The 22,137-nt window shown below is 57.8% G+C and carries 16 protein-coding genes; 6 read left to right on the forward strand and 10 right to left on the reverse strand.

Annotated elements, in window-relative coordinates; translation table 11 throughout:
- Positions 1 to 306, forward strand: a 306-nt coding sequence (locus P8O11_RS05535) for a DDE-type integrase/transposase/recombinase (RefSeq protein WP_300292503.1), incomplete at its 5' end; no start/stop codon positions are given.
- 100 nt (positions 307 to 406) lie between these two features.
- On the opposite strand, the gene P8O11_RS05540 is transcribed toward P8O11_RS05535, so the two are convergent.
- Both P8O11_RS05540 and P8O11_RS05545 read right to left on the reverse strand, forming a co-directional pair.
- Positions 407 to 1,432: an ACP S-malonyltransferase gene (locus P8O11_RS05540; RefSeq protein ID WP_300292505.1), complete on the reverse strand. Its 1,026-nt coding sequence runs from the start codon at positions 1,430 to 1,432 to the stop codon at positions 407 to 409.
- The gene (locus P8O11_RS05545; RefSeq protein ID WP_300292507.1) at positions 1,429 to 3,609 is read right to left on the reverse strand and encodes an alpha-ketoacid dehydrogenase subunit alpha/beta; all 2,181 of its coding nucleotides are present in this window, start codon (positions 3,607 to 3,609) and stop codon (positions 1,429 to 1,431) included. The genes P8O11_RS05540 and P8O11_RS05545 overlap by 4 nt, the downstream gene beginning before the upstream one ends.
- A 169-nt stretch (positions 3,610 to 3,778) precedes the next feature.
- On the opposite strand from P8O11_RS05545, the gene P8O11_RS05550 reads away from it, so the two are divergent.
- Positions 3,779 to 6,793, forward strand: coding sequence for an aminotransferase class III-fold pyridoxal phosphate-dependent enzyme (locus P8O11_RS05550; protein ID WP_300292509.1), 3,015 nt, complete (start codon positions 3,779 to 3,781; stop codon positions 6,791 to 6,793).
- Here the strand turns inward: P8O11_RS05550 and P8O11_RS05555 are convergent.
- From P8O11_RS05555 to P8O11_RS05575, 5 genes are all read right to left on the reverse strand, one after another.
- Positions 6,790 to 8,739, reverse strand: coding sequence for a 3-hydroxyacyl-CoA dehydrogenase NAD-binding domain-containing protein (locus P8O11_RS05555; protein ID WP_300292511.1), 1,950 nt, complete (start codon positions 8,737 to 8,739; stop codon positions 6,790 to 6,792). The genes P8O11_RS05550 and P8O11_RS05555 overlap by 4 nt on opposite strands.
- A gap of 71 nt (positions 8,740 to 8,810) precedes the next feature.
- Complete coding sequence (locus P8O11_RS05560; RefSeq protein WP_300292513.1) at positions 8,811 to 9,680, reverse strand: DmsC/YnfH family molybdoenzyme membrane anchor subunit; 870 nt, start codon at positions 9,678 to 9,680, stop codon at positions 8,811 to 8,813.
- A complete protein-coding gene (locus P8O11_RS05565; protein WP_089888016.1) occupies positions 9,680 to 10,411 on the reverse strand; it encodes a 4Fe-4S dicluster domain-containing protein in 732 nt (243 codons plus the stop codon). The genes P8O11_RS05560 and P8O11_RS05565 overlap by 1 nt, the downstream gene beginning before the upstream one ends.
- Positions 10,408 to 11,241, reverse strand: coding sequence for an alpha/beta fold hydrolase (locus P8O11_RS05570; RefSeq protein ID WP_300292519.1), 834 nt, complete (start codon positions 11,239 to 11,241; stop codon positions 10,408 to 10,410). The genes P8O11_RS05565 and P8O11_RS05570 overlap by 4 nt, the downstream gene beginning before the upstream one ends.
- A complete protein-coding gene (locus P8O11_RS05575) occupies positions 11,241 to 14,087 on the reverse strand; it encodes a molybdopterin oxidoreductase family protein (RefSeq protein WP_300292522.1) in 2,847 nt (948 codons plus the stop codon). Before P8O11_RS05575 ends, P8O11_RS05570 begins: the two co-directional genes overlap by 1 nt.
- 1,011 nt (positions 14,088 to 15,098) lie before the next feature.
- On the opposite strand from P8O11_RS05575, the gene P8O11_RS05580 reads away from it, so the two are divergent.
- Positions 15,099 to 15,452 (forward strand): sugar transferase, encoded by a 354-nt coding sequence (locus P8O11_RS05580; RefSeq protein WP_300292524.1) that lies wholly within the window; start codon positions 15,099 to 15,101, stop codon positions 15,450 to 15,452.
- Positions 15,453 to 15,484: 32 nt separating this feature from the next.
- A complete protein-coding gene (locus tag P8O11_RS05585; protein WP_300292526.1) occupies positions 15,485 to 15,784 on the forward strand; it encodes a sugar transferase in 300 nt (99 codons plus the stop codon).
- Here P8O11_RS05585 and P8O11_RS05590 read toward each other — a convergent pair.
- The 3 genes from P8O11_RS05590 to P8O11_RS05600 are packed head-to-tail and all read right to left on the reverse strand — an operon-like array spanning position 15,752 to position 19,717.
- The gene (locus P8O11_RS05590) at positions 15,752 to 16,963 is read right to left on the reverse strand and encodes a glycosyltransferase family 4 protein (protein ID WP_300292528.1); all 1,212 of its coding nucleotides are present in this window, start codon (positions 16,961 to 16,963) and stop codon (positions 15,752 to 15,754) included. The genes P8O11_RS05585 and P8O11_RS05590 overlap by 33 nt on opposite strands.
- 35 nt (positions 16,964 to 16,998) lie before the next feature.
- Entirely contained in the window at positions 16,999 to 17,742 is a 744-nt protein-coding gene (locus P8O11_RS05595; protein ID WP_300292530.1) for an FAD-binding protein, read from the reverse strand.
- On the reverse strand, positions 17,735 to 19,717 hold the full coding sequence (locus P8O11_RS05600; RefSeq protein WP_300292532.1) for an acyltransferase family protein: 1,983 nt from the start codon (positions 19,715 to 19,717) through the stop codon (positions 17,735 to 17,737). Before P8O11_RS05600 ends, P8O11_RS05595 begins: the two co-directional genes overlap by 8 nt.
- Positions 19,718 to 19,919: 202 nt before the next feature.
- Here P8O11_RS05600 and pcaF point away from each other — a divergent pair, with 202 nt between their 5' ends.
- Positions 19,920 to 21,125: a 3-oxoadipyl-CoA thiolase gene (pcaF, locus tag P8O11_RS05605; RefSeq protein ID WP_300292534.1), complete on the forward strand. Its 1,206-nt coding sequence runs from the start codon at positions 19,920 to 19,922 to the stop codon at positions 21,123 to 21,125.
- An 11-nt stretch (positions 21,126 to 21,136) separates the two neighbouring features.
- A complete protein-coding gene (gene paaA, locus P8O11_RS05610; protein ID WP_300292536.1) occupies positions 21,137 to 22,129 on the forward strand; it encodes a 1,2-phenylacetyl-CoA epoxidase subunit PaaA in 993 nt (330 codons plus the stop codon).
- The last annotated feature ends 8 nt before the right edge of the window (positions 22,130 to 22,137 follow it).

The following is a 22,137-nucleotide window of genomic DNA, read 5'->3' on the forward strand; positions in this document are numbered from 1 at the left end:
CTGCAAATTTTCATGACCGACAAGCTGCGATCTTATGGTGCGGCGATGAAGGTCATCGGCAGCGCCGACAAACAGGAAACGGGCCGCTGGCTCAACAATCTCCCCGAGAATTCACATCAGCCATTTCGACGAAGAGAACGGGCAATGATCCGCTTCAGGCGCATGCGAACCTTGCAGAAATTCGTTGCTGTCCACGCCTCAGTCCACAACCATTTCAATCAGGAACGACATCTCTACAGCCGATCAAATTTCAAGCTCAACCGCACCGCCGCTCTTGCCGAGGGGCGCTGCATCTGCGCAGCCTAAAAGATTGCCGATACCGGGAAACTGAGACGAGTTCGCATTCGTCTGACAGCACCGCCATTACCTTTCAATTTATGGCTGGATTTCACGTGGCGCTGCGGATTTAGGTTGCGACCTGATTCCGTTGGTCAGCGCGTCCCATTGCTGTGAGCAGGGTGGCTTGGCTTTGACGGATTTGGAAGTCTGATTTTGACCCCATGCCTTGCCATCCAGCGGCAATAAGGGACTGAGCGACGGCGCCGCCGAGGGTTGTTCCGGGGCCCAAGACGATGAAGAGGTCAGGCGCAAATTCGCGAGCGGCGATTGTGACCGCTTTTGCAAAATTATAGGGTGCGGTGATTTGATCGCCTAGGGTGTAGTTATAGAGCGCGTCTGTGTCTGTCGCGTGGGGCCACCAGATCGCGCCACGTCCGTCAATCATGGGGATATTAGGCTGTGCAAACATCGCAGGGTCAAAGCGGTGTTGGGCCGCGCGTGCAACGGGCTCTTGCAGCACCGTATGAAAGGCTGCGTGGTTGTGCAGGCGGAGTGGGAATTGCCCCTGTCGTTTAGCCTGTTTCATAAAGGCGGTTAGGCCCGCTTCATTGCCAGCGAGGACAAGCATTCCTCCCAAGTCAATCGAGAGCGCGAGCTTATGTCCGGCTTTCTGCGCGATCTCTGTCATGAGGTGGATCACCTCTGTGCGCCGGGTGGTGTCTGGCTGCCATGTGTCGTCTGTGATCGGGTAGACAAGCTGTCCGCCAATGAGGCTATCCTGCATCAACTGACCCATCGTGTTGACGAGGCGAAAGCCCTGATCCGCGCTCAACGCGCCTGCGCAAGCGAGCGCGGAGTACCAGCCCATTGAGTTTCCAGTGACGGCGACGACGTCAATGTCTTTGAGCGAGAGGAAGTCGGCGTAGCTGGCGGCGTAGATTAGTGCGGATGCGTTGTCACCGCGGGTATGTTTGGCGATAGAATAGCTAGCCGCCCCGTCAAGCTCTGTCAGTGTCTCTTGACTGTTGGTGCGGCGGATTGTGTCAAAACTCTCAAACAGTTCGGTCTTGTCGGGGTTGAGCCGCATCAGGCTTCCCAGTTCGGGCTTGTTATAGGTTCCGCGTCCCGGGCAGATGACCACCGCCCGCTTCATAGGACAAGAGCCTCTGCCGCGGCAATGATTTGGGCTTCATCGGGCAAGGTTGCGCCATAGGCGGGGCCTGTGGCAATGAAGCTGTCTTGCGCGGTGACACGGGCGAGGCGACGTTGGCCCGCCTCTGCAAAGAGCGCCATGAGGGCCTCGGCTTGGCCGCCTGTACGGCGGCATTCGTCAACGATCAGAACGTTTTTGCAGTCTTTGGCGGCCGAAAGCAGCGCCTCTTCGGGCAGAGGAGCAAGCCAGCGCAGGTCAATGATCCTGAGATCGATGCCCTTGGCGCGCAAATCAGCTTCGGCCTTGCGCGAGAGGTAATGACCGTTGCCGAAGGTCACAATAGCAAGGTCGGTTCCTGCGCCGTGCTGGCCGATCTGCCCGAAGGCGATGCTCTCGTCTGGAGGAGGGTAGCTGCACATCCATGCGTTATCGCCATCGGTTTGCAAGTCCCGCATGGGGTAGAGCGCGATTGGTTCGAGAAACACAACCACGCGCTGCTCTTCGCGCGCAAGGCGAACGCATTCCCGCAGCATCATTGCCGCGTCCGCGCCTGTTGAGGGGCAGGCGATGATTACACCTGGGATATCGCGCAATACGGCGATCGAGTTGTCGTTGTGAAAGTGCCCTCCAAAACCCTTTTGATAGCCAAGCCCAGCGATACGGAGCACCATCGGGTTCGTGAACTGGCCGTTGGAGAAGAACGGCAGCGTGGCTGCTTCGCCGCGCAATTGGTCTTCTGCGTTATGTAAATAGGCAAGAAACTGAATTTCGGGGACAGGGATAAAACCGTTCTGGGCCATTCCGATGGCGAGGCCGATAATGGATTGCTCATCGAGTAAAGTATCAATGACACGGTCTTCGCCAAAGCGCTGTTGCAGCCGCTGGGTGACGCCATAGACGCCGCCTTTGCGCCCGACATCTTCACCGCAGAGCACAATCTCTTCATGGGCGAGCATCAGGTCATTCAACGCCCAATTGATGAGGCGGGACATGGGCTGTGGTTTGTCCATTGCGCTTATGTCGCTGCCAAAAGTTGCAGCACGGGTCTCGGCGCTGGGGCCGTTGCTTGGAGTTACGGCACGCTTTGGTGGGACAATTGAGGCCATGACCTCGCGGGCTGTTGCAAGGCGCGGGCGCTGGACGGCTTCTGCGGCGGTGCGCGTAACGCGTTCCAGAGTTTCTGTGTATATCTCAAGCGCGTCTGATGGGGTAAGCGCGCCTGCGTCTGTTAGAAGGCGCACAGAGTGAAGCAACGGATCATTGGCTTCTTCGGCTTCAACCGCACTTTTGGACATATAGCTTGTGGGCATATCGGCCCCTGCGTGACCATAAAGGCGAACGGTGCGCAGATGCAGGAAAGCAGGCTTGCGTCGGCTGCGCACGTAGTCGGCGGCGCGCTGGGCTGCGGTATAGGCGTCATAGATATCAAGCGCGTCGCCGTGGAAATATTTGAGTCCGGGGCGGCTTTGAAAGCTGGCGGCGATCCAGCCGTCGGGGGTTGGTGTCGAGATGCCGATGCCGTTGTCTTCACAGATAAAGAGCAGCGGCAGGGGACTGGACTGATAAGAGGCCCAGCCCGCTGTATTGAAAGCGCCTTGAGCTGTGGAGTGATTGGCGGAGGCATCGCCAAAGGAGCAGGCGACAATCGCGTCCTCGGGCAAAAGCCGATGCTCCGGAGGGTGGCGGCGCGCCAGACCCACGCTATATGCCGCGCCGACGGCTTTGGGCAGGTGGCTGGCGATGGTCGAGGTCTGTGGCGGTATCATAAGGGCGCGCGAGCCGAGAACCTTGTGACGCCCGCCTGAGATCGGGTCTTCCGAGGAACAAGCAAAAGACAAGAGCATATCCCAGAGCGCGGATTGGCCGGGCACTTGCTCAGCGCGGCCAAGCTGAAAGGCTGCGTCGCGGTAGTGCAGAAAGGCCATATCACCAGGACGCAGGGCTGCGGCGACGGCAGCCATGCCCTCGTGACCTGAGGAGCCGATCGTGTAAAAGCCTTGGCCCGCCTTTTGCATGGCACGGCTGGTACGGTCGAGTGCGCGGCTGAGGCATTGGGTGCGAAAGAGGCTGACGGCCTCTGCCTTTGAGAGGGCGTCTGTTGCGGGCTTACCGCTTGGAAAGTCACCAGCCGCGAGGCGTGTCAGAAAGTTTTGGTGAACGATTTCGGCGCGATCCATGGGATGCCTTTCGGGGCTGGTAAGGTCATTTCTTTGGGCAGCTTTGCCGCAGAATGCGCAGAAGACAAACGGAAATGTTGAGTGCGATCCGACGTCTTTGATGTCGAGGGCTGGCGCTGCCTGCAGGGCTGTGGTTTGCTCGTGTCATCACTGAGTTGGGGGAGGCATCATGAGCACATATTGGCAGGCGGCACTGAAGACCCTTTGGGATATTGAGGCGGATCTGACACGGCTTGATGGCGAGTATGATCTCAATTTCCTCGCTGAGACAGAAGGGCAGGCTTATGTGCTTAAGGTCATGCGACCGGGTTGTGAGGCGGAGTTTGTCGCGCTTCAGTGTGGGGCTTTTGGCCATATATCTGCGAGCGCACCTAACGTTCCTGTCCCCAATATTGTGAACACACCTTCAGGGGAAAACTACATAGAAGTTTCAGACGAAGAGGGAGATATGCGCCTTGTCTGGCTTTTGGAGAAGTGTGAGGGGCGCGTCTATGCCGAAACCCTCCCCAAGACGCTTGCGCTTGTCGCTGAGGTCGGCGCGAAGCTTGGTGCGATGGACCTTGCCTTGGCGGATTTTACACATCCCGCTTTGGCGCGTGATTTCAAGTGGAACCTGATGCAGGCTGGCTGGATCAGAGACGCGCTTGACGCCATAACGCAGCCTACGCGGCGCGCTTTGCTTGGCGGGATTTTGGCTGAGTATGAGGCGCTGTTACCAGTGCTCACAGCGCTGCCGCAGGTGGCGATTCATAATGATCTCAATGATTACAATATCTTGGTGAGTGGCTCTCTCACAGCCGCGCCGCATGTCACGGGGCTGATTGATCTGGGCGATATGTGCGCTAGCCCGCGTATTTGTGACCTTGCGATTGCTTGTGCCTATTTGGTGCTTGATCAAGATGCGCCCGAACAGGCGCTTGCGGCGGCTGTGGCGGGCTATCATGAGGCCTATCCATTGACGGGCGATGAACTTGATTTGCTTTGGCCGCTTTTGCGGATGCGGCTTGCGGTGAGCGTGGTCAACTCGACGCTGATGGCGAAAGAAACGCCTGATGACCCATATGTAGTGATTTCTCAAGCGCCTGCTTGGGCTTTTTTGGAGCGCGAGGTGGAAGACGTGGGGCTTTTGCGCGCGCGGCTTCGGGCAGCCTGTGGCTTGGCTGTGGTTGAGGCGGCCCCGCGCGTCATGGCGTGGATCGAAAGCGAACGCGGAAATTTTGCGCCACTCTTTGGCGAGGATCTGAGCGATGCGCCTATGGGTTTGTTGTCGGTCGAAAACTCTGCAAGCCCGATCAACCCGTTTGATCTGCCGCTTGAGGAGGCGGCTGTTGTGGGCACAGAGTATGACATCGAAGGCGGAATCTGGCTTGGCTACTATAACGAACCGCGATTGATTTATACGGCGTCATTCTTTCGCCGTGGGCCTTGGAAGGCCTCTAGCCGCCGCACAGTGCATATAGCTGTGGACGGCTTTGCTGCCGCGCAGACAAAGATTTATGCGCCACTCGCGGGGAGGGTGCATGTTGTGGAATACCGACCGGCACACCTCGATTATGGTGGCGTCGTCATCCTTGAACACGCCACTCCTGCCGGCGACAAGTTTTATACGCTTTATGGCCATCTCAACCCCGAGATATGCGAGCGGCTCTCCGTTGGGGACATTTTCCCAAAGGGCGCGCTGCTGGCGCATCTGGGAGACAAGACCCAATCGGGCGGTTGGGCGCCGCATGTGCACTTTCAGCTCGCGCTTACGACAGACGGGATGGGCGGCGATTGGCCCGGTGTTGCGGACCCTGACGAGATGTATCTCTGGGGCGTGGTCTGTCCTAACCCAGCGGCGCTTTTGAACCTGCCCGATGAAAAGACGGGCTATGTCGCGCGCGACAAGGCGGCTGTGCAGGCTGAGCGCCACGCGCGTTTTGCGCGTAATTTGAAGCTTAGCTATGCTGAGCCGGTTATGCTCCTGCGCGGCTGGAAGCATCACTTGTTTGATGAGTGGGGCCGGCCTTATTTGGACGCATATAACAATGTGCCTCACGTGGGGCATGCGCATCCGCGTATTCAGGCGGTGGCGGCGGATCAGCTCAAGCGGATGAACTCAAACACGCGCTATTTGCACCCCGCTCAGGTGGCTTTTGCTGAGAAGATCACGCAGAAGATGCCCGAAGGGCTCGATGTTTGTTATTTTGTCAACTCGGGCTCTGAGGCCAATGAGTTGGCGCTTCGCCTTGCGCGGGCGGCCACTGGGGGGCGTGATATGATCACACCCGATCACGGCTATCACGGCAATACCACTGGCGCGATTGATATCTCTGCCTACAAGTTTAACGCCAAGGGGGGCGTGGGACAGCCCGACTGGGTTCAGCTTGTTGATGTGGCCGACGACTACCGCGGGCGCTATCGCCGCGACGATCCTGAGCGCGCTGAGAAATACGCGGCGCAGGTGAACGAGGCGGTTGAGCGCATTAAGGCCAAGGGGGGTAAGCTGGCGGGATTTATTGCCGAGACCTTTCCAAGCGTGGGCGGGCAGATCATTCCGCCGAAGGGGTATTTGCCTGCTGTGTATGAGCATATCCGTGCCGCTGGCGGTGTTTGTATTGCAGATGAGGTGCAGACGGGGCTAGGACGGCTTGGCGCGTATTATTTCGGCTTTGAAGAGCAAGGTGCTCTGCCTGATATTGTGGTATTGGGCAAGCCCATCGGCAATGGGCACCCCATTGGCGCAGTGGTGACGACAAGAGCCATATCGGAGGCTTTTGCGCAGGGGCCAGAGTATTTCTCGACGTTCGGGGGCTCCACGCTGTCATGCCGTATTGGCACTGAAACTCTTGATATTGTTGATGATGAAGGGTTGGCGGAGAACGCCTGCGTGATGGGCAACCGTTTGCTTGACGGCCTGAGACGCCTGCAGGGCAAGCACGCGGTCATTGGCGATGTGCGCGGGTATGGGCTGTTTATAGGGGTTGATCTGGTGAGCGACCTTGTCGCGCGCACGCCTGCCACCGATGTGGCGGACTATGTCAAAAACCGCATGCGCGAACACAGGATATTGCTCGGCTGTGAAGGGCCGTTTGACAATATCCTGAAAATTCGCCCGCCGCTCACGATTGATGAAGAGGGCGTCGATATGATCCTTGCAGTGCTCGCTGAGGTGCTGACAGAGGTGGACGCCTTGAGCGCCTAGGCGTCTTTCATGAACATTGGCCCGCCCATCCAGCGTGGGAAGCCAAAGGCATTGACCATGGTCACATCGATATCTTCGCGTGAGGCGGCGATGCCTTCGGCCAGAATAGCTGCGCCTTCGCTTTGCATACAGCCAAGGATGCGTGCCATTATCGCCTGTTCGGAGAAGCTCAGCCGGGGGATGCCTTTGCGGGCGGATGCCGCGATGATCAGCGCCTCGACTTCCGGGTTGCGCGCGGGCTTGCCGTCTTCGCCGTAAAGATACCAGCCGCGCCCTGTCTTGCGGCCAAAGTGACCTTGCTCGCAAATGCGGTCAGGGATGTCGACATAGCGCTCGCTGGAAGGGCGCGTGGCGGCGCGGCGTTTGCGTGTGGCCCAGCCGATATCAAGCCCTGCAAGGTCTTGCATTTCAAAGATGCCCATCGGCATGCCAAAATTGCGCATAGCGGCGTCGATTTCATGGGGAAGTGCGCCGTCCTCAAGCAGATAATCCGCTTCGCGGCGATAGGACGACATGATGCGATTGGCGATGAAACCGTCGCAAACCCCTGCAAGAACGGGCAGTTTGCGCAGGGCCTTTGCAAGCTGAATGGCCGTTGCGAGCACATCATCGGCAACATTGTTTGGCACGACAATCTCCAAGAGTTTCATGATATGTGCGGGCGAGAAGAAGTGCAGTCCGATGACGCGGGAGGAGTCTGCTACGCTTGCAGCGATCTCGTTTACGTCGAGATAGGATGTGTTGGTGGCAAGCACGGCCTCTGGCTTGCAAGCGGATTCAAGCGCTTTGAAAACCTGCTTCTTTACGTCCATGTCTTCAAAAACGGCTTCAATGACGAGGTCGGCCTCGGCCAGCGCGCTGTAATAGCTGTCGGCGTTGAAGCTGGCCAGCAAGGCGGTGTGCTTTGCCTCAGAAATCAGCCCACGTTTCAATGAGCCTCCGAGGATGCCTTCGACGCGAGCGGCGCCCGCATTGGTGGCGTCTTGGTCGCGTTCGATCATCTGGACCTTAAGGCCAGACAGAAGCGCAGCGGCAGCGATGCCTGCGCCCATGGTTCCACCGCCGACAACGCCGATCTGAGCGAGCGGACGGGGCGCTACGCCTTTGGTGCGAGGAGATTTGCCAACTGTACGCTCGGCGAAGAAGATATAGCGCAGTGCTGCGGACTGCGGCGAGCCTTTGAGGCGCATGAAGCGCTCGCGCTCAAGCTTCAGGGCGTCTGGTCCGCTATGATCAAGGGCATCACGCACGGCGGCGGCGGCCTCATGCGGCGAGTTCTGACCACGCGCTTTTGCGGTGAGCTTGGCGATGGCCGCGTCCCATGCGGCGCGCTCGACCTCTGGCGCAGCGCGGGTGAGCAAAGGCGCTGGCAGGGGCTTTGCCGCGGCGTCCTTCGCCAGCGCGATGGCAGCATCGAGCAGTTCGCCCTCGGCGATGGCGTCAAAGAGTCCAAGCTTGTGGGCCTCGCTCGCGCTGATCGGTTTGCCCGTGACCGCGAGGCGCGCGGCCTCAACGGGGTCGATCAGTCGAGGCAGACGCACAGTGCCGCCTGCGCCAGGGATGAGGCCGAGGTTGACTTCGGGCAGGCCGATCTTCGCGGATGGGGCCCCGATACGGTGTGAGCAGGCGAGCGCCAGCTCGAATCCGCCACCAAGGGCGGTGCCATGAATGGCAGCGATCCAAGGGCGGGTTGCGGCCTCGATTGTATTGAGAAGGTCGGGCAGCATTGGCTCAAGGAAGGGTTTGTCAAACTCGCGAATATCCGCCCCTGCAACAAAAGTACGTCCCGCACAGGTGAGCACAACGGCGGCAGGTTTGCTCTTTTCTGTTGCGATGAGCGCGTCCATCAGACCTTGGCGTACCGCTTGGGATGCGGCGTTCACAGGTGGGTTGTCGATGGTGAGCACGGCGATATCGCCGTGCATTGTGGTGGTGACACCAGACATATGAGCGCTCCTTTAGGGCCGTTTCGGGCGAAGGTGTCGCGCTCCGCGCCAAAAGTCAACCGCGCGGTCGGTTATCTGTCGTAGTAAAGCGCCTGCACATGTTCGGCCTCGGCAAAAAAGAGCCAGCGGCCTGCAAATATACCTACGAGATGCGCAAGGATCGCAACCAGCGCAGTTGTGTGCGTGACAGACAGCAAGAGCATAAGCAACACAGGCGTTGCAATGCCTAACACAAAGGCAATGACGCGCAGTTTGAGTGCGTGCTTGCGCCCGACCTGATAGGCCATTTCCTTGAGCAAATAGTTCTCGCCCGAGTGCGGCGGCTCTAGCAGGCGGACCTTGCCGATGCGGCCCAACCCTGTGGCTGTTTCCAGTGTTGAGCCTGCACGGTCCTTTTCATCGCCCTTGATCCATGCCCAGACCATTAGCGCGCCCAATATGGCAAGCAAAACAGCTGCCATGCGCGGCTGGCCTGCAAGCAAAGCGCCGCCGCCGAGGCAGTGGAGCATAAAGATGGGTGGCGTGGTCCACATGTTCCAGCGTGGCACGGTTTTGAGCTGGGTATAAATCATCGAGGTCGTGAAGACAGTTGTCAGGCAGAGGAGGGCGCCGAGCACGCCGACAAGGCGCAGATAGGTGTCAAAGAAGATGAGCGCGATGGCATAGACCGCCATAACGGAAAGCGCGGCGACAGCGGCGATCCCTTCACGCGAGAGCCAACTTGAGCGCCACTGGCTGAAGGCTTTGATGGCGTTCTTCGGGTTGGCCAAATGCGCAACAGAGGCGAGCAATCCGCCGACGGCAAGAGCATAGGCAAGGAAGAAAAACACAAAAGACACCCAGCCTGTGACAGGCGGCAGGCCAAGGCCGAGAAAGGCCAATAGCCCAAAGCCGAGGCCTGAGAGCGTGGTGAAAGCTATGACAGAGGGAGCTGGATGCATCAGAGTTTCTCCAGCGCTTTATCAAGCCATGCAAAAAGGCCCTTAGCGTCAGTGTGTTGTGGCTCAAGTGCCGCCTCAGAAGGCTTGTCCTTGAGGCGCGGTGGCAAGTATTTGTTCACAGGTTTTGTTCCAAGCTCGGGCATAAGGTCAAAGCCGTCGCGCGCTGCGACGAGTTTTGAGACATCGCTCTCTGGGTCGCCCAAGTCGCCAAAGTGACGGGCACCCGACGGGCAGGTGCGCACACAGGAGGGGACGCGGTCTTCCTCGGGGATGTTTTCGTTGTAAATCCGGTCTACGCAAAGGGTGCATTTTTTCATCACACCAAAGATTTCATCAAGTTCGCGCGCACCATATGGGCAGGACCAAGCACAGAGGCCGCAGCCCATGCAATCATCTTCATTCACAAGCACGATACCGTCTTCCTCGCGCTTGTAGCTTGCGCCTGTGGGGCAGACGGTAACGCAGGGTGCGTCTTCGCAATGCAGGCAGGATTTGGGGAAATGCACAGTCTGAGAGCAGCCGCTCTCGGGCTGCGCTTCAAAGCTGTGAACGCGGTTGAGAAAGGTGCCGTGTGGCTCTGCGCCGTAGGCGTCTATATCTGACAAAGGAGCGCCGTAGTTTGATGTGTTCCATTCTTTGCAGGACACGACACAGGCGTGACATCCCACGCAGGTATCAAGATCAATGACAAGGCCGAGCTTTTTCTCGGTACTTTGGGGCAGAGAGGTCATACGGCCTCCTCATGGGCTTTGGCGGCAAAGGCGGCCAGTTCTGCATTGAAACGAACGGGGTCTTCGGCAAAGGGCGCGTGGCCCGTTTTGTCCCAGAGCGAAAGCGAGCTGTTTGGCAGTGTCTCGGCGGCGGTTTGCCCGACAATGGGCAGAACAATGCTGTCGCAAGCGCCGTGCACAACAAGTGCAGGCTTGGTGACGCTTTGCCAGACAGGGCGGCAGTCCAGAGTGCCCGAAAAGAGGGCACGACGCACCAAGGGGCTGACCAGCATATTCGCTCCTACCAGTGTGCCGTAGGTTTCGCGGGAAAGGGGCGCATAGGTGCATTGATCGACAAACTGCGCAGTCGCAGCGAGCAGGCGAGCTTGATCCGAAGTATAAAGGTCTTTGTTGAGTGCCGGGCTGCTTGCGCCCATCATCCAAGGTTCTCGCGCCTCACCGATGGCGATCACCCCACCAACGAGGACAACGCCTGCAATCGCGTCTTGCCCATGGGTGGCGATATAGGAAGCGATCACGCGCGCGCCGTAAGACCAGCCAACCAGTACAGTTTTTTGGAGGCCAAGTTCAGTGATGACAGCGTGAATATCATCGCCCCAGAGCGTTGTGTCTGTGTAGGCGTCTACCTCTTGGGGCGCATCTGAGCTCCCGTGACCGCGTAGATCAAGAGCAACAACACGAAAGCGCTCCGCCAAGGGAGCCTGCGCCGTCCAAGCGACAGAATGCTGCGCCCATCCATGTATCAAAAGAAGTGCTGGCGCATCCTCTGGTCCCTGATCGGTGACATGGAGCTTTAGCCCACCGCCGCCTGTGATTGCGTGCGCACGCATCAGAAGTCTTCCCCGTAGCTTACGTTTTTGGGACCAGTGCCAACAGGGCTTTCTTGTGCGGCAAGGGCGGGCTCTGATGGTCCGCCTTCGGGGGCTTTCTCGATCCGCACACGCAAGTCAAACCATGCGGCCTGGCCTGTGACAGGGTCGGAGTTGGCCCAGCGAAGCCCATCGCCCTTTGGCGGCAGAAGTTCGTTGATGAGATGGTTCATCAAGAAGCCTTGTGTTGCCTCCTGTGCATCCTCAGAGAGCGCCCAAGCGCCACGCTTTTTTCCGATAGCGTTCCATGTCCAGATTGTTTTGCCATTGACGCCATCCATCCGCGCGACGGGCGCTTTGATGCGGCCGTGTGGCGATGTGACATAGGCCCAGTCGCCCTCGGAAAAGCCATGTTCGTCCCAGAGCGGGCCTGGAATGAAGAGCTTGTTAACACCTGTGATCTGACGCAGCCATGCGTTCTGACTGCCCCATGAGTGATACATGTGCATCGGACGCTGGGTGAGCGCGTGAAGCGGGTAGTCTTCTTCGGCAACTTGGCTTTGCTCAAAGGGTGCATACCAATGCGGCAGCGGTGTCATGGTTTCAATCATGCGCGCGCGCAGATGCTCTGGCGGCTGACGTTCGCCATGGCCTTCGGCGGCAAGTTGCATTTTGCGCATGGGTTCAAGGTAGAGGTTGAAGACATAGGGCGCAGGCGCATCAAAGAGACCGATTTTGACGGCCCAATCCTGATAGGCCTGGTTCCAAGGTTTGTAGAACTGCGCTTCCTCGGGCAGGTGGCTCGCCCAGAAGCCTCCATTCTCGATGTATTTTTCAAGCTGTTTCGGGTTGGGCGCGCCGCGCCCCTCGCTTGTTCCGTCTTCCCCGCGAAAGCCTGCAAGCGGGCCAACGCCTTTGCGGCGTTCGTGGCTGACAATGTAGTCCGCATAGTCGGCATATTTCTGGCTGCCGTCCTTGTTGACAAAGCCAGGCAAGCCGAGCCGCGCTCCGAGATCACATAGGGCGGATTGGAAGCCCTTTACGTTGCGATCAGGCTCCACCACGGGCCAGCGGATGGCGTCAGCGGCGGCGTCAGCCTCACAAATCGGGCGATCAAGCAGCGAGATACAGTCGTGGCGCTCAAGATATGTTGTGTCAGGCAGGATAAGGTCGGCGTAGGCTACTGTCTCCGAGCTATAGGCATCCGAGTAGATGATATGTGGGATCACATAGTCGCCATTCTCGTCGGTGTCTGTCAGCATGTCGATCACCGAGGAGGTGTTCATCGATGAGTTCCACGCCATATTGGCCATATACATGAACAGCGTGTCGATTTTGTAAGGGACGCCTGCATGGGCGTTGGAGATCACCATATGCATCAGGCCATGGGCGCTAAACGGGTTCTCCCAGCTGAAGGCCTTGTCGATGCGCTTCGGAGTTCCGTCCTCGTCAATCAGCAGGTGCTCTGGGCCCATCGGATAGCCAAGGTGCGGCCCGTCAAGCGGCTGGCCTGCCTTGTAGCCTGCGTGTGGCTTCGGGTGTGCCTCGGGCGGCTTGGGGTAGGGCGGCTTGAAGCGAAAGCCGCCTGGAACCTCGACAGAACCAAGCAGGATCTGCAGGATGTGCAGCGCGCGGCAGGTCTGGAAGCCGTTTGAGTGCGCCGAAATTCCGCGCATGGCATGAAAGCTCACGGGGCGGCCAATCATCTGGGCGTGTTTCTCGCCTTTCCAGTCGATCCACGGCTGATCGATGACGATCTCTTCTTCAAAGGCCACGCGTGCAAGGTCTGCTGCCAGCGCTTTGATCCGTGACGCAGGGATGCCGCAGCGTTCCGCCACTGCGTCAGGCGCATAATCCTTGCTCATATATTGCTCAGCCAGAAGCTCAAACGCAGGGCGATATGTTTCGCCTGCATGGCGGTGATGGCCTGTCAGTTTGGGCTGAACGCCCTTTGCGTCATAGTCTGAAAGCTTGCCTGTTAAACGGTCAATCACCTGTGCTTTGCCGTTATCGTCGCGCAGGAAGAGGCCTTTGTTAGGGCCAGCCTCGGCACAGTTTACGAGAAAGCCTGCATTGGTATAGCGGGTGAGGTAATTGAGATCGATCTGGCCGGCGTTGAGCAGCTCGTGGATCAGCGCCATGATGAAGAGCCCGTCTGTGCCCGGGGTGATCCCGACCCAGTCGTCAGCCACAGCGTTGTACCCAGAGCGTACAGGGTTGACGCCGACAATGCGCGCACCGCGTGCTTTGAGCTTACCGATGCCAATTTTGATGGGGTTGCTGTCGTGGTCCTCTGCGACACCGAAGATCATGAACATCTTGGTGCGGTCCCAGTCGGGCTGGCCAAATTCCCAGAAGGCACCGCCCATGGTATAGATACCAGCAGCGGCCATATTGACCGAGCAGAAGCCGCCGTGTGCGGCATAGTTGGGCGTGCCGAAGGCCTGCGCCCAGAGCGATGTGAAGCTTTGCGACTGGTCGCGTCCTGTAAAGAAGGCGAGCTTTTCGGGGGCGTTCTCGCGCAGCGGGCTCAGCCAGCTTTCGGCGAGGCTGTAGGCTTCGTCCCAGCTGATCTCTTCAAACTGACCGGAGCCACGTGGCCCGACCCGTTTCATCGGAGCTCGCAGGCGCGAGGGCGCATAATGCTGCATGATGCCCGCAGAGCCTTTGGCGCAGAGCACACCCTTGTTTACAGGGTGATCTTTGTTGCCCTCGATATACTTTACTTTGCCGTCCTGCATATGCACGTTGATCCCGCAGCGGCAGGCACACATGTAGCAAGTGGTTTTGCGGATCTCGTCGGAGACATGCGGAGACGGGCGCGCAGGCGCTTTGCCCGTGGACTTTGTTTGGTTGGATGAGGCCATTGGCTCTTTCGTTTTTCTATTGGCGCACTGTTTGCCGCCCTGTCTGAGACAGGATGACCGAGCAGACTAAGGACGTCAAAGGGAAATGGAGCGCTACGATCTGTGGTGTCAGTGGTAACATATTGAAATCGCTAATTCTGGAGGAGGTGCTGGCCTGAAGCGGTTGGCCAAACTGGACTTAGGGCACGGGGGCGGGATGGATCATCGGGAGGGTTGATCGCGTTGAGTGCTCGAATCAAACCTTCGTCATCTCCGAGTGGCTCGGCGGTCTATGAGATGTGGATCAGAAAATCATCGTTTCCCAACGGTAGACAATCAGCGAGAGAAACAGGCGGCCGCTGAGCCCTTTTGGAGACCTGTTTCTTGTTGCTTATGTCCGAGGTGAGCCGCACCTTTCCAAGGTTGTGCCGGGGTGTCAAAGCGGATGCTTGGCACAATTGAAGCATGGGGAAGTTGATGAACAAAACGTCAAATGTGGCGAAAAAACAGGCTAATTGTCGGTTATGACGCCTCTATCGCGGAATTCCCCTGTAACTGTTTCCTGTTTGGAGTTTTAGTCGGGGTGTTGCTGCGCTGTTGTTTTACGAGTTGGCGCGACAGCTGGGGGCAGTCACAGTTCGTATCCCTAGCTGTTCGCCGTGGTATCTCGCTTATGTCATTGGTCAGTTTCGGGCCGTTAAAGAAGGAAGCTCAAGGCGTTAACTACGAGTTTCATAAAATTTATCGGGAATTGACTCAGACGCCAGCAGAGGCGTAGAGAAGAGCTCTAGACGGAACCGAAATAAAGATTTTGGCCATCTAGATAGCGCTTGGGGACAGCGCGCAACGTTACGGTTTTTGACGCTGGCCAAGCTGCCAAGCTGGCGTCTCAAAAAACCAAAAGACATTGCGGTGGGTCGCCCATCAGAAGCCAAAGTGCTTCTGCGCACCTGACAAAATGTCTGAGAGACCGGCAGTACATTTAATGAGTTAGGGCTCTGCCATGTTGGCGTTGGGCTCAAGGGTGTAGCGATGAACGAACGTGTCTCTAGCCGACTGGATCTTGCCGAGTTGCGCAGGCTGCTCGAAGCCAACCCAGCGGCGCATCTTTCAGGTGTCTACCGTGCGCATGGCAAGCGAGCCCTTGATGTTGCGATGGTGCTGATCGCGATTGTTCCTACACTGCTGATCTTGCTGCCGCTGATGGGGCTGATTGCTCTGGATGGCCGTGCCCCGATCTACACGCGAAAACGTATTGGCCAGAATGGCCGCCTGTTTCGCATGTTCAAACTGCGCACAATGGTGGCAGACGCGGATCAAATTCTCGAGGCCTATCTTGCCCGAAATTCTGAAGCGCGCGCAGAAGGGGTGAAAACCAGAAGCTGAAGTCCGATCCTCGGATTACACTTTTTGGGAAAGTGCTGCGTAAGACTACGCTTGATGAGCTGCCTCAACTGCTGAATGTTCTGCTTGGCCATATGTCGATTGTTGGTCCACGTCCGATGATGGTTGGTCAGGAAGATATCTATCCGGGCCGTGCTTATTATGAGATGCGCCCAGGCATCACTGGTTTTTGGCAGATTTCAGAGCGCAACGAGACAAGTTTTCCGCAGCGTGCTGAGTATGACACAGCCTACTATAAGGCGCTCTCGCTTCAGACCGATGTTAGAGTGATCCTCGGAACGCTACGGGTTGTGATCCGCGGCACTGGATACTGAGCAAGTGCGTGACGGCATGTAAGACAACTTGCCTGACGCTAAACGTTCCTCAAATAGATCGTGTACTCTGCGCCCCCAAGCGTCCCAGTTGAGACTTGCCTCAAACTCGGCACGCGAGCTGAGACGCAAGGCGGCGTAGCTCTCGGGATTTTTAAGATAGCCTTGAATAATCTCTGAAAATTCTATCGCACTCGAGCCTTGTGGAAGGTCATGGCCCGTGATTCCGTCTTGAACGGGCACACCGCCAACAGAGAGACAAAGCGAGGGTAGCGAATAGGCCGCAGCCTCGCAAAAGGCGAAGCCCCAGCTTTCAAAGCTTGGCTGCACTAAAAAATGGGCGTTGCGGAACGCTGCTTCAAAGAGCGCCCGCTCGCGCGGCACTGCTTTGTTGAGTGCTCGGTGCACTTTCACATAGGGGTTGATATGGACATCAGGCGGCTGTGTTCCAACCACTGTCAGCCGCGCATCGACACCCGCTTTGCGCAGGATGTTCATCGTCTCAAATGCAACTGGACCGCTCTTAGCAAACCAGTCGCGCCCGACAACGAGCAAATTGACTTGTGCATCTTTTGATAGGGCCAAAGGCGTCGCTTCGGCTTTGGGTGTGTCAATATTAGCGCCCCAAGGGACAACAACGCTTTGACTTTCGCTCAGATCATAAAGCGGATCAGCCTCGCGCTTGAGCCAATCAGAGGGCCAAAGCGCGAGGTCTAGGTTTTGGTAGATTGCGCGCTCGGCTCTGAAGGTGAGCGGATCAAGCAATCTGCGCGACAGCCAAGAAGAGCCAAAACGCGCGCCGATCTCGGACTGTTTGTAAACAGTAAAGCTGGCATCTGCCGTGAAGGCCTTGAGCATAGGGTAGGGTGTTTTAAGACGCGCCATCGACTGAAAGGAATAGGCTCCAAAAACGACATCATACTTCTTGGCTGCCAAGGCCTGTGTCACAGAGCGCGAAATGATCTGTGACAGCAGCAAATGAAGCCGCCAGCGCAGGCGCAGGTTGACCCCCTCAGGCAGCGCATAGATCGCACGACGTACAGGCTCCGCCGCGCCCCAACTCTGCGGCAGAATATCGACCTCACCGACATGATCCTTTAACGCGCGATAGATTCGCGCGTTCCCGCCCGAATAAGGCTGGGTATGCTCAGGACTGATGTCGCAGAGATAGGCAATTTTCATCAGGCAAAGTCCCGTCTTTTTCACGCTTTGATCCGCTATGCGAACCAGTGGGCGAGAATGAGATGGATTGTCGGCGATAATGGGGCAAATGAGAAGAAATATGCGACAAACGTCCTTTTCATTGCTAAAACTTTGGTTGTCTGGGTTGGGGCGCAGCAGGAAACTATAAAAGAAGATGCCAAACGCACTCGCTTTACTTGCGCTGTTATATTTTCCACAGCCGTATGCAGATGATAAGGGTGTACCCCGTTTGCCGCCAAACGCCCTGCAATCACGCGGTCCATTTCGCTCATCGCTCCTGGCTTGGGCAGGGCGCGTGAGGGGGCAGGGCTGAGCGGATCCGCAGTGCCGCGCACGTGATACATTTCTTCCGCACGCGCCAGATACGGCTCAAATTCTGCATAGGACACAGGCCAGCCGCCTGTTGGATGGGGCCGCGCGTTCGTGTGGTCCAAGTCCTGCGGAGCAGGGCGCTCCAAGGTCGCCGCATAAAAGACCGAGCTGCCGCCAACCCCTGCGCCAATAGGCCCGTAAAAGCTTTGCTCAATACCGTCCACGCGCGCGCGCATCGGCGCAGGCCAAAACCCCCGCGCCAGCCGCGCTTCAGGGACAAATATCTCATGAGACAGAGGCGTCTCTTCGCGGCGGTGGCCCGCTGGCCCTTTCTCAACAAACAAGACTTTCTGGCCCGCTTCCGCGAGTGCGTGGCCCAACGTACCGCCGCCCATGCCCGTGCCGATCACAACCACATCCCAAGAGGCCCGCAGAAGCTCACTCATTGCTCAAACGCCCTTCAAAAAAGGGGGGAAACCGCGCCGCCATCGCCTCTGCCGCCGTATTGGTGATGTGGTTGTTGTCAAAATTCCAGCTCTCCGTGCCCTGAAGCGCACTGCAGGTTTCACTTGTGCAAACGGCATCCCACATTTTGATGACGGGGGCAGCACCCATAGCTTCACGCGCTTGTGCATAGCGCGCCTCAGCCTTGGCACGCATCACAGTGGAACGCGCAGCAATGTCGTCTTCACTGGCGCGCCCGTGTGCCAGAAGTCGCGCGGCTTCGCGGCTGTCATAGCGTGGCAGCTCTGGCATCTGCTCCAGCACATGCACACGTCCAAACTGTGCCTGAAGTATAGGCAAGCTCGCCGCCAGCCCCGCACGCAGCACAGCCGCGTTGTCGCTTTTGCCATAGCCTTCAAGTGTGATGGTGTTCTCGGCGTCTAACCCCACGCCACGCCCGCTTGCATAATAGCTCCAGCGCCCGACAAGTAGGACGTCGCGCACCGTTTCAAGCGTGGCTATATCACGCGCAATGACAGCCTTGTCGCTTGTGCAGGCCGCATCCTGCGCGGGGGTGGCATAGCTCTCGGTCTTGGTCACGCCAAAGAGCGGCGCGCAGCCCGCGTGCCAGATTATCAGGGCAGGGGTTGCTGCGTCCCATGCGGCTTGCTCCAGCCCTTCCTTGAAAGCGCGCACATGGCTGTCCCCCCAGATCAAAACCTGCGGCGCGCCTTCAGGGCCGATAGGGCAAAGCTCCACACCCTCAAACGCTCCGTTACTCGGCACATAGCAGCGCAAGAAGTCCTGCAAAAAGTCACCACTTGCCTGAATATGCGACTGGGTCTTGAGGTCAAACCGCGTGGGAAGCCCGTCTTTTACATAGGCCAGTGCGCCAAAGCCCAAAGCGGTGGCCGAAGGCAGGGCCAGTGCGCCGAGTACAGCCCAACCGCGCGGCTCCATACGGCGAAACGGCGTCTCGACATAACGCCGCGACAACCATGCCAAAGCTAGGCTGACACAGATCCAGGCCAAGGCCTCCCACCAGCCCGCATAGCTCCCGCGCCAGTAATATGAGAGTACAAACACAGGCCAATGCCAGAGATAAAGCGAATAAGATATCTTACCCAAAAAGACGGGGCCGCGCATCGACAATACCCCGTTTACCATATTCCGCGCTTGCCCGTTGACCAGCAAAAGCATCGTGCCAAGCACAGGGAAAATAACCTGCCTGCCCGGAAATCCGCGTGCGGCATCAATGAAAATAAGACTCGCTATGACCAGCCCAAGCCCGAGCCAGCTTATCCATGCACCCGCTCTGAACGGGGCGCGCCCATAGCTCCAGATCGCCAATAGAACACCCGCCAAAAGCTCCCATGCGCGAAACGGGAAGAGATAGAATGTTGCGGTCTGGTGGCTTGGTGTGAACCAAACCGAGGCCACCAGCGAGACCCCAAAACAGAGCCAAAGCGTGCCGACAAAGACTCGTGGCCAACGCGCCAGCAAAAGAAGCGCGAGCGGCAAAAAGATGTAGAACTGCTCCTCCACGGATAAGGACCAAGTATGGAGCAATACTTTGGTCTCTGCCGCCGTATCAAAATACCCGGCCCCTCGGAAAAACAGCACATTGCTCAAATAGACCGTCGCAGCGATCAATGATTTGCCATACTCGCGAAACTCGAACGGCAGCAAAACGAGCCACGCGATCACACTCGCCGCCAGCGCCATTGCAAAGAAGGCAGGCGCGAGCCGCTTCACACGGCGGATATAAAACCGTGCCAAGGAGATGCGCCCAGTCGCGCGCGTCTCGCGCCACAGTATGCCGCCAATGAGATACCCTGAGATGACAAAAAATACATCAACACCAGCAAACCCGCCGCTGAGGCCGGGCATCCCGAAGTGATAGAGCACGACAGCGACAACCGCGATCATGCGCAGACCGTCGATCTCTGGACGGTAGGGGTGTTCTTTAGGACTCATGTGCTCAAATTAACTTAGGCTTCCTCGTTATCTGACGAGCTATATCAGCAATGCGGCAATTTTTTGTGCAAATTTCAAAAATCCATCAATGCGTTACGAAATTTGAAAAATATGAGCATTTGGTGTAACATATTGCTTGCATCGAATCGTGCCGCCGTGCACAATAAACAAACAACAGGACCACCACTCAGGAGACGCTGCCTTGGCTCAGGCCTTTATTTGTGATGCAACCCGAACACCCATCGGCCGCTATGGCGGGGCGCTGTCTTCTGTGCGCGCCGATGATCTTGCCGCTTTGCCCATCGCCGCTTTGAAGGCCCGCAATCCAAATGTGGATTGGGCCGCGATTGACGATGTGATTTATGGCTCAGCCAACCAAGCTGGTGAGGACAACCGCAATGTTGCGCGCATGGCCGCGCTTCTGGCGGGCCTGCCGATTGACGTTCCGGGCACAACGCTCAACCGCCTTTGTGCGTCTGGCATGGATGCTGTCGGTATGGCGGCCCGTGCCATCAAGGCGGGCGATTATGATATGGCGATCGCAGGCGGCGTTGAGAGCATGAGCCGCGCCCCCTTCGTGATGCCCAAGGCTGAAACAGCCTTCTCACGCGCCAATACGGTCTATGATACAACCATCGGCTGGCGCTTTGTGAATCCCAGAATGAAAGCCGCCTACGACACAGACTCTATGCCCGAAACCGCTGACAATGTGGCTGAGGACTATGGCATCAGCCGCGCTGACCAAGACGCATTTGCGGCGCGCTCCCAAGCCCGCTTTGAGGCTGCGCAAGCCGCTGGTAAGTTCTCTGATGAGATCACGCCTGTCGAAATTCCGCAGCGCAAGGGCGATCCGATTGTGTTTGCCACAGACGAACACCCGCGCGCTGGCACAACGCCAGAGAGCCTTGCGAAACTGCGCGCCATCAACGGCGATGGTAAGACTGTCACAGCCGGCAATGCCTCCGGCGTCAATGATGGCGCCGCTGCGCTGCTCATGGCGTCCGAAGCCAGCGCATCTGCCCAAGGCCTCACGCCGCTCGCCCGCGTTGTCGGCATGTCGGTGGCAGGCGTTGCGCCGCGTATCATGGGCATCGGCCCTGTGCCTGCGAGCCAAAAAGTGCTCGCCCGCGCGGGTCTGAGCATTGAAGACATGGACGTGATCGAACTTAACGAAGCGTTTGCCAGCCAAGGCCTTGCCACTTTGCGCGCGCTTGGCGTTGCGGATGATGCGGAGCACGTCAATCCAAACGGCGGCGCCATCGCTCTGGGTCACCCGCTTGGCATGTCAGGTGCGCGCCTTGTCATGACGGCGGCATACGAGCTCAAGCGCCGCGGCGGGCGGTATGCACTTTGCACCATGTGCGTTGGCGTCGGCCAAGGCGCAGCGATTATCATTGAACGGGTCTGAGGAGAAATATCATGTATGCACAGATGGTAAAATCAACGGGCGAGGGCGTCAAAGCCCGCGAGGAAATGTCCCCCGAAGAGGCGGCCTTTCAGGACCGCATCGACCAAGGTATCAAGATCGAACCAAAAGACTGGATGCCAGCGGGCTACCGCAAAACGCTGATCCGCCAGATCGGCCAGCATGCGCACTCCGAAATCGTCGGCCAGCTGCCCGAAGGCAACTGGATCACCCGCGCGCCCACACTTGAGCGCAAGGCAATCCTCCTCGCCAAGGTGCAGGACGAGGCAGGCCATGGCCTCTACCTCTACGCCGCTGCCGAAACGCTGGGCGTGAGCCGTGACGAGCTGACAGAACAGCTTCTTGACGGGCGCATGAAGTATTCTTCGATTTTCAACTATCCCACACTCAACTGGGCCGATATGGGCGCGGTTGGCTGGCTTGTCGATGGTGCGGCCATTATGAACCAAGTGCCGCTCCAGCGCACATCTTATGGCCCTTATAGCCGTGCGATGATCCGTATTTGCAAGGAAGAGAGCTTTCACCAGCGTCAAGGCTACGACATCATGATGAAGATGGCGCAAGGCACGGCAGCACAAAAGGCTATGGCCCAAGATGCGCTCAACCGCCTCTGGTATCCATCGCTCATGATGTTCGGCCCGTCTGATGCAGACTCAGTGCACTCGGCCCAATCCATGGCTTGGAAAATCAAAATGGACAGCAACGACGAGTTGCGCCAGAAATTTGTCGACCAGACCGTGCCGCAGGCCGAATACCTTGGTCTTACCGTGCCCGACGAAAACCTCAAATGGAACGAAGAGAAGGGCGGCTATGACTTTTCGCAGCCTGACTGGGAGGAGTTCTTTGATGTCTTGCGCGGCAATGGCCCTTGCAACGTCGACCGCTTGGAAAAACGCAACAAAGCTTGGGACGAAGGCGCATGGGTGCGTGACGGCCTCATGGCCCACGCTGCCAAACGCGCGGCCCTCAAAACAGCTGCGGAATAAGGAGCATA

It is taken from the genome of Lentibacter sp., assembly GCF_029254145.1.
Taxonomy (GTDB): Bacteria; Pseudomonadota; Alphaproteobacteria; order Rhodobacterales; family Rhodobacteraceae; genus Lentibacter.

What these genes read in the sequence shown, in the direction of transcription:
- P8O11_RS05540 (WP_300292505.1), bottom strand. Translation starts at nt 1,432, where the DNA reads ATGAAGCGGGCGGTGGTCATCTGCCCGGGACGCGGAACCTATAACAAG.
- P8O11_RS05545 (WP_300292507.1), bottom strand. Translation starts at nt 3,609, where the DNA reads ATGGATCGCGCCGAAATCGTTCACCAAAACTTTCTGACACGCCTCGCG.
- P8O11_RS05550 (WP_300292509.1), top strand. Translation starts at nt 3,779, where the DNA reads ATGAGCACATATTGGCAGGCGGCACTGAAGACCCTTTGGGATATTGAG.
- P8O11_RS05555 (WP_300292511.1), bottom strand. Translation starts at nt 8,739, where the DNA reads ATGTCTGGTGTCACCACCACAATGCACGGCGATATCGCCGTGCTCACC.
- P8O11_RS05560 (WP_300292513.1), bottom strand. Translation starts at nt 9,680, where the DNA reads ATGCATCCAGCTCCCTCTGTCATAGCTTTCACCACGCTCTCAGGCCTC.
- P8O11_RS05565 (WP_089888016.1), bottom strand. Translation starts at nt 10,411, where the DNA reads ATGACCTCTCTGCCCCAAAGTACCGAGAAAAAGCTCGGCCTTGTCATT.
- P8O11_RS05570 (WP_300292519.1), bottom strand. Translation starts at nt 11,241, where the DNA reads ATGCGTGCGCACGCAATCACAGGCGGCGGTGGGCTAAAGCTCCATGTC.
- P8O11_RS05575 (WP_300292522.1), bottom strand. Translation starts at nt 14,087, where the DNA reads ATGGCCTCATCCAACCAAACAAAGTCCACGGGCAAAGCGCCTGCGCGC.
- P8O11_RS05580 (WP_300292524.1), top strand. Translation starts at nt 15,099, where the DNA reads ATGAACGAACGTGTCTCTAGCCGACTGGATCTTGCCGAGTTGCGCAGG.
- P8O11_RS05590 (WP_300292528.1), bottom strand. Translation starts at nt 16,963, where the DNA reads ATGAAAATTGCCTATCTCTGCGACATCAGTCCTGAGCATACCCAGCCT.
- P8O11_RS05595 (WP_300292530.1), bottom strand. Translation starts at nt 17,742, where the DNA reads ATGAGTGAGCTTCTGCGGGCCTCTTGGGATGTGGTTGTGATCGGCACG.
- P8O11_RS05600 (WP_300292532.1), bottom strand. Translation starts at nt 19,717, where the DNA reads ATGAGTCCTAAAGAACACCCCTACCGTCCAGAGATCGACGGTCTGCGC.
- paaA (WP_300292536.1), top strand. Translation starts at nt 21,137, where the DNA reads ATGTATGCACAGATGGTAAAATCAACGGGCGAGGGCGTCAAAGCCCGC.